The sequence below is a fragment of the Luteimonas galliterrae genome (genome assembly GCF_023374055.1).
Lineage (GTDB): Bacteria > Pseudomonadota > Gammaproteobacteria > Xanthomonadales > Xanthomonadaceae > Luteimonas_C > Luteimonas_C galliterrae.
Map to the genome: position 1 here is coordinate 229,346 of NZ_JAMBEP010000002.1, position 11,857 is coordinate 241,202.

At 65.7% G+C, this 11,857-nt stretch carries 7 protein-coding genes; 5 read left to right on the forward strand and 2 right to left on the reverse strand.

What is annotated here, in order from left to right:
* Positions 1-167 precede the first annotated feature (167 nt).
* A complete protein-coding gene (locus tag M2650_RS11725; RefSeq protein WP_249474723.1) occupies positions 168-1,520 on the forward strand; it encodes a sensor histidine kinase in 1,353 nt (450 codons plus the stop codon).
* A 132-nt stretch (positions 1,521-1,652) separates the two neighbouring features.
* Here M2650_RS11725 and M2650_RS11730 read toward each other — a convergent pair whose 3' ends face one another.
* Positions 1,653-2,360 (reverse strand): response regulator transcription factor, encoded by a 708-nt coding sequence (locus M2650_RS11730; RefSeq protein WP_249474725.1) that lies wholly within the window; start codon positions 2,358-2,360, stop codon positions 1,653-1,655.
* Positions 2,361-2,490: 130 nt separating this feature from the next.
* Between M2650_RS11730 and M2650_RS11735 the strand changes: the two genes are divergently transcribed.
* From M2650_RS11735 to M2650_RS16555, 4 genes are all read left to right on the forward strand, one after another.
* Positions 2,491-5,340 (forward strand): xanthine dehydrogenase family protein molybdopterin-binding subunit, encoded by a 2,850-nt coding sequence (locus tag M2650_RS11735; protein WP_249474726.1) that lies wholly within the window; start codon positions 2,491-2,493, stop codon positions 5,338-5,340.
* Positions 5,337-5,894, forward strand: coding sequence for a (2Fe-2S)-binding protein (locus M2650_RS11740; protein ID WP_249474728.1), 558 nt, complete (start codon positions 5,337-5,339; stop codon positions 5,892-5,894). The genes M2650_RS11735 and M2650_RS11740 overlap by 4 nt, the downstream gene beginning before the upstream one ends.
* The gene (locus M2650_RS11745; protein WP_249474729.1) at positions 5,891-7,174 is read left to right on the forward strand and encodes a c-type cytochrome; all 1,284 of its coding nucleotides are present in this window, start codon (positions 5,891-5,893) and stop codon (positions 7,172-7,174) included. The genes M2650_RS11740 and M2650_RS11745 overlap by 4 nt, the downstream gene beginning before the upstream one ends.
* Positions 7,175-8,465: 1,291 nt before the next feature.
* The gene (locus M2650_RS16555; RefSeq protein ID WP_345779860.1) at positions 8,466-10,520 is read left to right on the forward strand and encodes a glycosyl hydrolase family 18 protein; all 2,055 of its coding nucleotides are present in this window, start codon (positions 8,466-8,468) and stop codon (positions 10,518-10,520) included.
* A 252-nt stretch (positions 10,521-10,772) separates the two neighbouring features.
* Here M2650_RS16555 and M2650_RS11760 read toward each other — a convergent pair whose 3' ends face one another.
* Positions 10,773-11,852 (reverse strand): homoserine dehydrogenase family protein, encoded by a 1,080-nt coding sequence (locus tag M2650_RS11760; protein ID WP_249474730.1) that lies wholly within the window; start codon positions 11,850-11,852, stop codon positions 10,773-10,775.
* Between the last annotated feature and the right edge of the window lie 5 nt (positions 11,853-11,857).

Consider the following 11,857-nt stretch of genomic DNA (forward strand, 5'->3'; position numbering starts at 1 on the left):
GGTTGTTTGCGAACCTAAAGCGGCGCCCGGCGGCTTGTCACGCGCGCCTTCTCACCCAATACTCACGGAAATCTCACCGTGGCCGGTTCGGTCCGCGCCATGCGCGGCAAGCCGGATGCTCCACGCCGTTCGACGGATCGAACACGCATTCGAGGCCCTCGTCCAAGATGTTGAACCGCGTCACACGTTGGCTGCGCGGCGCGCCGATCACCGACGAGGTCGATCGCCGCAATGCGCCGGTGATGCAGTTGCTGTTGCTGTTCTACGGCATCGCCTTGCCGGCGAACTGGGCTTGGCACCTGTCGTCGCGCCCGATACCGGAAGGCTGGACGATCGTGCTGGTGCTCGACCTGATCACCGCCTCGCTGGCGTTGTTCAGCGTGTTCCTGATCCGGCGCGGCGATTTCAGGCTCGCCATCAAATTGTTCGTCGGTGCGTTGCTCGCATCGCTGCTGCTCGCCTACCACATGCTCGGCGCGCAGGCGCAACTGATCGATCAGGTGTCGGTGATCCTGACCCTGGTGATCAGCGGGCTGGTGCTGGGAAGGCGCGCCCTGTGGATCGTGTTCGCCCTGCTGATGGTGATATTCGCGGTCGGCTTCGTCGCCGACGCCAACAACGCGGAGCAGACCGCGCAATGGATCCGCAATTCGATGCGAAACGCGCCGTCGCTGGTGTTGAGCTATCTCATCATCACCATCATCCTCGACCGCACCCTGACCGCTTTGCGCGAAAGCCTCGCCGAATCCAACGCGCGCCGCCGGGAACTGCAGCTCGAGATGGCCGAACGCGAGCGCGCGCAGGCGCAACTGATCCATGCGCAGAAGCTGGAAGCCACCGGCCGCCTGGCCAGCGGCGTGGCGCACGATTTCAACAACATCCTCGACGTGATCCTGGGTTTCTCCTATCAGCGGCACCGGCTGCAGGACGTCGGCAGCGACCGCGAACGCTCCGATGCGCTCGCCGACTCGCTGGAAGGCGTGGAAGTGGCAGCCAAACGCGGCACCGCGATCACCCGCAAGCTGCTCAGTTTCAGCCGCAGCGACCTGTTGAAGCTGCAGGTTTTCGACGTGACGCAGGCCTTGTCGGAATTGCAGCCGATGCTTCGCCAGCTGTTCCCGCCGACGGTACGGCTGGAATCGGTGACGGACACGGCGCCGCTGCCGGTCCGCATGGACCGCAGCGAGCTGGAGTTGATGATCCTCAACATCGCCGCGAACGCGCGCGATGCGATGCCCGAGGGCGGACGTTTCCTGGTCGCGACGCGACGCGCGGGCGATAGCGTGGAGATCGCGATGACCGACGACGGCCACGGCATGGACGAGCAGGTGCAGCGGCACATCTTCGAGCCGTTCTTCACCACGAAATCCGCAGCGGACGGCACCGGGCTGGGCTTGTCGGTCATACGCGATATCGCAGCGGCGGCTGGCGGCGATATCCGCGTCGACAGCGCGATCGGAAAGGGTTCGACGTTCTACCTGCGCCTGCCGTTGGTCGAGACCGAACCTGCGGCTCTGTAGAGCGGAGCTTGCTCCGCTGCTTTTCGTAGGTGCGAATTCATTCGCACGCTTTTATGCACGAAGCGAAAAGCGTGCGAATGAATTCGCACCTACGAAATACGACGAAGCGAGCCCCGCAACGCCCCTCTGCGGTCAGCCGGCATCGTTCAGCACGTAACCTTCGCCATGCACCGCCACCAGCGGCAAAGCCTCACCGCAACTGTCGGCGACTTTCCGCCGCAGCCGGTAGATCAGCGAGTCCAGTCGGTGGGCGTCGAAGTCGTACACGTTGTCGGTGAGCGTAGCGATGAGTTCGTCGCGCGTCACCAACTGTCCCGACGCCGCGGTCAGCCGCTCGACTACGCGGCGCTCGGTGCGCGTGAGCGCGACGTTGCGCCCCGACGGCGACACCAGGCACCAGCCGTTGCCGTCCAGATGCCAGCGTTTGGGCGCGGCTTGCGCGGTTTGGCCGCGTAAACGGCGGGCGAGGCTGTGCAATGTGGCCGCAAGCAATTCGATCTCGACCGGTTTGGACAGATAAGCGTCGGCGCCTTCGCTCAGACCGCGCACGCGGTCGGGCGTGGTGCCGCGGCCGGTGAGCATGACGATGCCGATCTCCGGATAGGTCGCGCGCACGTTGCGCGCCACGGTGAAGCCGTCCTGGTCCGGCAAGCCCACGTCCAGCACGACCATGTCCACCGGCTGGGTGTTGAGATGATGATGCAGCGCGGCGGCGGTTTCGGTGCCTACCACCGCGAAACCGAAATTGGCCAGGCCCGGCACCAGGATGCGCTCGCGCAGCATCGCATCGTCTTCCAGCAAGGCGATTCGCAATGCGCTATCGGCATGGTTCGGGGGCATCGCGATATCGGCAACGAGCCGGGGGACTCGACACCGCGATTTTACTGGAACCGGCCGGACAAAACGGGCCTTGAGCGGGCTTCACACGCCCCGGGGGTAATATCGGGCCAGCCCGCCGGAGCATGTCCGCATGACCGCCAGCCTGTCCCGCCGCGATTTCCTCAAGTGCAGCGTGATCGCCGGGATTTCGGTTTATGTCGCCGCACCGGGCAGCGCCGCGCTGGCCGCGCTTTTCGAGCAGCAACGCTTGCGGCCGATGCCTTGGGATGCGGCCACCGGCAAGATCCGCTACCGCACCGACGCCACCGCCAAGGTCACCGGCGAGAAGATATTCAGCTACGACATGCGCGCCGCCGACCTGCCCGGCTGGCCGCAGCGGCAGGCGCACGCGATGCTGTTGCGGGCGACGCGCGCCGACAGTGCCTACGCCGGTTTCGACCTCTCCGCGCTCGGCGACGGCCTGCGGCCGGACCGCATCGTCACCGCCGCCGACCTGCAACGCGACGGCGTGCAGTTCCCGCAGTTCTACGGCGAGGACATGCTGCTGCCGGAAGGCAAGACGCCGGCGTATCTGGGCCACGCGGTCGCACTGCTGGTCTGGCACGATTTCGCCCGCTTCCGCACTGCCAAGAGCGCGCTCAAGTTCCGCGACGGCGTGATCCGTTGGGGCGCGAAAACCGGGCCGCTGGAACGAGATCCTTGGGCCGCGTTCCGCTACGTGCGCGTCGGCGGCGCCACGCCGTTCGACGACGATGCGTATTCCAGCCTGAAAGATACGCCCCTGTTCCCGCTGAGCTACAGCAAGAAGCGGCCGCAATGGCCGCAGGCCAATCCGCACGGCGGCCTGGATGCGCAGGGCGCGGCGTTCGCCGGCCAGATCGCCGCCGCGCTCGACAAGCCGGACGACGGTACCCTGGTGCTGCAGCGCGAGTATTTTTCGCAATCGATCGACACCGCCGCATTCGAATTGGACAACGGCAACGCCTGGTTCGATACCGCGAATGCCACCGTCCATTTCGTCGTGGCGACGCAGTCGCCGCAGGAAGTCGCCGAAGCCGGCGCCAAGATGCTCGCCGCCAGCGGGCTGGGCGTGAAGACGCTGGTGCTGCATCCCTGCTACACGGTCGGCTACGGCTCCAAGGACCATAATCCGTTCCCGTTCTATGCGCTGATGGCGGGGCTGTACGGCGACGGCCGCCCGGTGCGGTTGGCCAACGATCGCTACGAGCAGTTCCAAGCCAGCCTCAAGCGCCACAGTTTCCGCATGCGCTACCGCATCGCCGTGGACCGCAAGAGCGGCAAGTTCGAAATCTTCCAGGGCGACATGGTCGGCGACGGCGGCGGCCGGCAGAATTTCTCGCCGTCGGTATGCCTGGTCGCCGCGACGGCGGCGCAGTCGATCTACTATTTTCCGCGCAGCGACCTGGCCAGCACCGTGATCGCTTCGCGCGCGCTCGACGCCGGTTCGGCGCGCGGCTACGGCACGCTGCAGAGCATGGGCGCGACCGAGATGCTGGTCGACGAGGTCGCCGCGGAACTCAAGATCGATCCGATCGAACTGCGCCAGCGCAACGTATTCAAGACCGGCATGAAGAACACGCAGGGCGCGATTCCCGGCGGCGCGATGCGCGCCGACGAAGTGCTGGCGAAAGCGCGTACGCATCCGTTATGGCGCGACCGCGAAAATCGCAAGCTCGAATACGAAACGGCCCATCCCGGCAAACGCTACGGCGTCGGCTTCGGCTGCGTGCAGAAGGATTTCGGCACCGGCGCCGAGGCGGCTTTCGTCGAAGTCGCCGTGTCGAAAGAGGGCCGCATCCTGCTGCGCCATGGCGCGATCGAGATGGGCACCGGCACGGCCACCAGCCAGGCGGCCTTGTGCGCGGAATGGCTGGGCCGCCCGGCCGACGATGTGCGCACCGGCGAAACCGATTGGTCGGCGCTGCCCATGTACGCCACCGACGACCCGTGGCTGATGCAGCAGAGCGTGCAGGACGCGCGCCAGGCCGATCCGCGCTGGACGCCCAACTACATGAGCCCCAGCAGCGCCAGCAATTCGGCGTATTTCTGCGGCCATGCCACGCGCGAAGCCGCACGCCTGCTGTTCACGGAAGGCTTGTGGCCGGCGGCGCGAGCGATATGGAGCGCCGGCTTCGGCGGCGGCCAACTGGCGCCGCTGTCGGTACGCGCCGAAGAGGCGCGCTGGGTCGAAGGCAAGCTCACCGCAGGCGGACTGGCGCCGCTGGCTTTGCCGCAGCTCGCCGCGAAAGCGCATGAACTGGGCCTGGTCACCGGTGCGGTAGTGCATACCTTCAACCGCTGGCAATGGGCCGAAGCGGAATTCCCGCTCGCCACCGGCACGCAGCGTTTGCCTCTGGACGGCCTGGCCCTGCGTTACGGCGACGGATCGCCGGCCGGCGCGGGCCGCGCGACCGCGAACGGCTATCGCATGATCGAGCGCAGCCGCGTCCACTATCCGCCGGCGCAGCGCAACAACGCGGGTGTCGTCTACTACGCGACGATGGCCACGATCGCCGAAGTGGCCGTCGATACCGGCAGCGGCCGGGTCGAACTGCTCGACCATCATTCGATCCTGGAATGCGGCAATCAGATCGTGCCGGAGTTGGTATCGGGCCAGATCCAGGGCGGCCTGGCGATGGGTATCGGCCACGCATTGCACGAACACTTGCCGTTGTACGAGGACGGCCCGGGCAACGGCACCTGGAATTTCAATCGCTACGCCTTGCCGCGCGCGCGCGATGTCGCCGTGTGGACGCAGAGCAGCGAAGTGCTGCCGCCGGTGTCGGAAACCGATCCGCCCAAAGGCATGGCCGAAGTGGTGATGATCGCGGTAGTGCCGGCGATCGTGAACGGCATCGCCCACGCCACCGGCCTGCGTTTCCGCGAATTGCCGGTGACGCCGGAGAAAGTGCTGGCCGCATTGTCCGGCGAGGCGCTGCCGAAGGAGGATGCGGCATGACCATACCGATCCTGACCCATCGGCTGACGCTGCGCATCAACGGCCGCGACTACGGGCCGATCGACGCGCCTCCGGAGATGATGCTGATCGACGTGCTGCACGAATACCTCGGCCTTACCGGCACCCGCTTCGGCTGCGGCCAGGGCGTCTGCCATGCCTGCACGGTGATCGTCGATGGCGACGGCGGCCCGCGCGAGGTGCGCAGCTGCATCACCGGCGCGCACTGGTTCGCAGGCAAGCGCATCCGCACCGTCGAGGGCCATGCCAAGCGCGACGACAGCGGCAAGATCGTCCAACTTTCGCCGGTGCAGCAGGCTTTCCTCGACCATTTCAGCTTCCAGTGCGGCTACTGCACGCCGGGTTTCGTCAACGCGGCGACGGTGCTGATGGAAAAGCTGGCGCAATCGCCGATCGCCGCCGACGAAGTCGAAGCGACGATCACCGACGCGTTGAATCCGCACCTGTGCCGCTGCACCGGTTACGTGCGCTATTACCAGGCGGTGAAGGAACTCGTGCTGAAAACGCCCGGCCTGGTGCGGGAGAAAGCGCCATGACCCGCGTCGGATGGAGAAGGATTGCGGCCTGGCTGCTGGTGCTGCTGCTGTTATGGTTGCTGCTGATGGCGGCGATGCGTTTCCTCGCGAGCCGCGGACCAGTGCAGCAGGTGGCCGCCACGCCGCAACAGCTCGCGCACGGCCGCTACCTGGCCGCCGCAGCCGATTGCGCGGCCTGCCATACCGCAGACGGCGGCGCGCCGTTCGCCGGCGGCGTGCCGCTGGCCTCGCCTTTCGGCACGATCCACGGCACCAACATCACGCCCGATCCGGATACCGGCATCGGCCGCTACACGCCGGACGATTTCTTCCAGGCGATGACCAAGGGCGAGGCCCGAGACGGCCATCAGCTGTACCCGGCGATGCCGTACGTCTCGTACAAGACGATGGCGCGCGCGGATAGCGATGCGATCTACGCCTATCTGATGAACCAACCGGCGGTGAAGCAGGAAAACAAAAAGAACGGCGTCGGCTTTCCGTTCAATATCCGCAGCGGCATCCATCTCTGGAATCTGCTGTTCGCGCGCGCCGAAGCCGTGCCGGCGTCGCAGGGCGCGTCGCCCGCTTGGCGGCGAGGCAAATACCTGGTCGAGACGATGGGCCATTGCGGCGAGTGCCATAGCCCGCGCGGCGCGTTGGGACAGGTCGATCGCGACCGCCCGCTGGGCGGCAACAATGAAATGGGGCGCTTCGCCGCGCCTGACATCACGCCAGCCGGACTGGCCGCGCGCGGCTGGAACGCGGCGCTGCTGCGCGAGTATTTGGCTACCGGCGTGAGCGAACGCGCGGTGGCCTCCGACGAGATGCTGCCGGTGGTCAGATTGTCGACGAGCCGGCTCAGCGCCGACGACCTGAAGGCCATGATCGTCTATCTGCTCGGCGACCGGCCAGCGCCGCCCCGCGCTGTACGAGTGGCGAACGCCGCGGTTTCCGATTCCGGCCGTAGCCACTACTTGAATCTCTGCTCAGGTTGCCATGGCCGCGACGGCGAAGGCGTGCCTCACGTAGCGCCGAGTCTGCGCGACAACAGCAGCGTGCGCGATGCCGATCCGCACAACCTGATCGTCGCGATCCTGGACGGCCTGCCCGAACACGACTTCCCCGGCAACGAGCGCATGCAGGAGATGCCGGGCTTCGCGCAGGACTTGGGCGACGCCGATATCGCGGCGCTGAGCACCTGGCTGCGCCACCGCCATGGCGGCCAGCCGCAGGCGATCGCGGCAGCATCGGTCGCGGAGCTGCGCGCAAGCGGTCCGCATGGATCTTCCGCCAGGCGCTGACGAATACGCCGCCCTTTCGTCCTGAAGCCGCCATCCCCGCGAAGACGGACTGCGGAGGCCGAAAGCCGGAGCGAACCTCTGCGTCAGCAGATGGCCCGGAGGGCGAGCGAAGCGAGTAACCCAGCGCTTTGCCCGATACTCTTGCTTTTCGTAGGTGCGAATTCATTCGCACGCTCTTGATACGTCGAAAAGCGTGCGAATGAATTCGCACCTACACTTTTAGAGCGGAGCTTGCTCCGCTGCCTTGGCTGTTGGGTTCTGGCGATCTGCCGGCCGTTCCGGCCGGGGTTTCGTCCGCTAAAACCGCGGCCGAGTGACTTTCTTTTTGTGGGGCCCAAAAAGAACAGTAACCAAAGAAAAAGGGCCTTTGGAAGGGATTACGGCGATGGGGTTACGCCGTGTGCTTGGCCACCGCTCGCCGGCCCTCGGGATTCCTCCGTCGCTTCGACATTCAGATTCGGGGCGATCGATCAGAACGCCTCCTTAGCGCCCATCCGCAAAAGCCACGTCACCCATAGGCTACGAATCAAAATCTAGTACCTGCGTAAGAAGGTCAGCCACGACGAAAGCTTAGGCCGCTGGCGGACTTTCAGGTGCGACGCATTGCACCGCAGTTCAGGCCCTTTCTTGGGTTACTTTCTTTGGGCCAACAAAGAAAGTGACCCGCGCGCAGCGCGGAAGCCTTTTCCCATGGTGCGAGTCGCAGCGCAAGCCGCCAGGACGCGGGCCTGGATCCCGGCCTTCGCCGGGATGACGGCATAGGGGCAAGGGCAAAAGCAAATGGGTCCCAGCGTTCGCTGGGATGACGGCCCTAAGAGCGAACGGCTTAAGAGCGAGAACAGCGGGGCAGCCTCCGCTTTACAGAGCGGGAACAAGGGCAGCGGAGCGAGCTCGGCTCTGCAGAGCGCAAAGCCGCTGGGTGAGTGCGCGCAGCGCGACAACGACAACCGCGAAAGCAAATGAGTCCCGGGCAGTCCTTCGCGCGCTCCCTGTACGTCAATTTTTGTCCTAATGTCGGCTCCGAAAACGCCGCGCCCGCGGACATAGCGCAAGACAACGGCAAGTCATATCGCCTCCCAGAACGACATACCGACAACCAACGTTGTCATACTAAAAACGTGCGGTATTTCGCAAATACTTAAAATAAGTTGTGACAACGTTGTCAGGCGGGCCGGAACGACCGGCACCGAGGCCATCCGCGGAGAAGACACAGATCCGACGAAAACGACAGGGGCTCGCCTGATCCGCAGGATCAACGCACGCGATCGTGAACTTTGGGAGAGGAAAGCTCATGAGACACGCACATGCTTGGAAGCTATTACTGTCGTCCCTGCTGCTGATTTCATTCGTACCCCTGGCCCAGGCGCAGACCGCGTCCTGCGCCGGCGTGCCGGCCTGGAATGCAGCGACCATCTACAACCCCGGCGACAAGCTCGTCTACCAGAACCGGCTGTATCAAGCCCTGGTTCCGATCTGGAACGCGCCGCCGACGCACTGCCCCAGCTGCGGCTGGTATCAGGACCTCGGCGCCTGCGGCACCGGCAGCAATCAACCGCCCACCGTGACGCTGACCGCACCGGCCAATGGTTCGACCCACAACGCCGGCAGTAATATCGCCGTCAGCGCGACGGCCGCCGATAGCGACGGCAACATCGCCAAGGTCGAATTCTTCCGCGGCACCGCTTCGCTCGGCGTCGATACCACGTCGCCGTACGGCGTGACCTGGAATAACGCCACTGCCGGCAGCCACACCTTCAAGGCCGTCGCCACCGACAACGGCAATGCGAGCACTACGTCCGCCACCGCGACGATCACCGTCACGGGCACGCCGCCGACCGACACCACCGCACCGAGCGTGCCGACCGGATTGGCATCGCCTTCGCAGACCAGCAGCAGCGTATCGCTGACCTGGAACGCGTCGACCGACAACGCCGGCGGCAGCGGCATAGCGGGCTACGACGTGTACCGCAACGGCAGCCTGGTCGGTTCGCCGACGGCGACCAGCTATACCGACGCCGGCCTCGCCGCGAGCACCACGTACAACTATCGCGTGCGCGCGCGCGACAACGCCGCCAATGCTTCGGCACAGAGCGGGCAAATCAGCGCGACCACCAAGACCGGCGGCGGCGGCGGCAACAAGCGCGTGATCGGCTATTTCACCCAATGGGGCATCTACGGCCGCAACTATCGGGTCAAGAACATCGACACCAGCGGTTCCGCCGCCAAACTCACGCACATCAACTACGCCTTCGGCAACGTGCGCAACAACCGCTGCGAAGTGGGCGTGACCCAGCCTTCCGATCCGAACACCGGCGCGGGCGGCGATGCGTTCGCCGATTACACCAAGGCCTTCGGCGCCAGCGAGAGCGTCAGCGGCGCGGCGGATACCTGGGACCAACCGTTGCGCGGCAACTGGAACCAGCTCAAGCAACTGAAGACGAAGTATCCCGGCCTGAAAGTGCTGATCTCGCTGGGCGGCTGGACCTGGTCGCGCGGCTTCGCCAGCGCGGCGCGTCCGGAAAACAGGCAGGCCTTCGTCGCCTCGTGCGTCGACGCGTATATCCGAGGCAACCTGCCCGTCACCGACGGCGCCGGCGGCACCGGAGCCGCGGCCGGCGTGTTCGACGGCATCGATTTGGATTGGGAATATCCAGCCGCCTGCGGCCTGACCTGCGGCACGCCGGAAGAGAGCGCGAACTTCACCGCCCTGCTCGCCGAGTTCCGCTCGCAGCTCAACGCGGTGCGTCCGGGCCTGTTGCTCACCATCGCGGCAGGCGCAGGCGTGGACAAGGTCCGGGTCACGAATCCTGCCGCGTACCACCAATATCTCGATTACATCAACGTGATGACCTACGACTTCCACGGCACGTGGGATGCGCAGACCAACCATCACTCGGCCCTGTTCGATTCACCGAACGATCCGTCGACGGGCGATCAGCGCTTCTACAACACCAACGATGCGATCGAAGCCTTCCTGTCGCGCGGCGTGCCCGCATCCAAGCTCAACGTAGGCATCGGCTTCTACGGCCGCGGCTGGACCGGCGTGGCCAACGCCAACAACGGCCTGTACCAGAACGGCACTCCCGCGCCCGGCACGTACGAAGCCGGCAACGAGGACTACAAGGTGCTGAAGAACCGGCCGGGCACCATCTTCACCGACGCCAACGCTCGCGCCACTTGGAAGTACGACGGCAACACGTTCTGGAGCTACGACACGCCAGCGATGATTACCGAGAAGATGGCCTATGTGAAAGCGCAGAACCTGGGCGGCGCGTTCGTCTGGGAGTTCAGCGGGGACGATGCGCAGGGCAGTTTGACGACGGCGGTAAGCGATGGATTGAAGTGATCGCATAGCCGGTTCACCCCCGTGCCGGCTAACGACGGCGCCGGTCTCCCCTACGGAGACCGGCGCTTTTTTTTGCGGGTTAGCGTAAATCTCCCTTTGGTTTCCCCTTTTTTCAAAGGGGGAGTTCGGTGGACTGGGAGCAAGCGGTAATCGGCTGTTCTCCCTCCTTTGAAAAAGGAGGGCCGGGGAGGATTTACGCCATGCCCGGCCAAACGGCACAGTTCGCGATTGTAGGGTGGGCCTTGGCCCACCCTACGGTGTCTGCGCAATCCGGAGGACGTCGTCGAGCAGGCTGGCAGCGGTGACCTCGGCGCCAGCGCCGGGCCCCTGGATGACCAACGGCTGGTCGGCGTAGCGATCACTGCGGATCGCGACGCGGTTGTCGGTGCCGCTGCCGCCGCAGAGCGGATGGTCGGCCGGCAGGGCCTGCAAGCCGACGCTTGCGCCATCGGAGCCGAAACAGCCGACGAAACGCAATTTGGCGCCGTCGCGATAAGCCTCCTGATAACGCTCGCGCAATGGCGCGTCGAGCGACGGAAGGCCGCTATCGAACGTGTCGTCGGCTAGCGCGGCGAGCCCGGATGGGACGAGCGAATCGACCCGGATCTCGTGCGCTTCGAGCGCGATCCCAGCCGCACGCGCCAGGATCAGCAGCTTGCGCCGCACGTCCTCGCCGGACAAATCGATGCGCGGGTCGGGTTCGGTGTAGCCGGCTTCGCGCGCCTCGCGCACGAAGCTGGAGAACGGCCGCATGCCGTCGTAGCGGTCGAACAGCCAGGCCAACGAGCCGGACAGCACGCCTTCGACCGCATGGATGCGGTCGCCGCCGGCCACCAACTCGCGGATCGAACGCAGCAGCGGCAAGCCGGCACCGACGGTGGCGCTATCGCCGTACTGCGCATGGCCTTCGCGCTGCGCGCGGGCGATCGCCTGTGCGCGCAGCAGGTCGGCGCCGTTGCCGAGCTTGTTGGCGGTGACCACGCGGATGCCGCGCGACAGCCATTCCGCATGCCGGGATGCGACCGCATCGCTGGCGGTGGCGTCGACGACGATGTCGCCGCGGCGCAAGCGTGCGGCGTCGACTTGATGCGGCTCATCGCCGCGCAGCGCGTCGATCGCGATCTGCAGCGCGAGATCCGGCGCACCATCGCAATCGAAACTGCCGCGGGAGTTCGCCAGCAGCTCGAAAACAGGCAATGCGATCCCACACTGCAGTAATCGCTGATGGCGGGCAACGAAAGCGCGTCCCACCGTGCCGGTACCGAGCAACGCCAGCCGCGGCTGCTGCGGCGCGCGCGCCTGCGCGATGGGCGCCGGGGCTTGGGTGGCCATCGCCG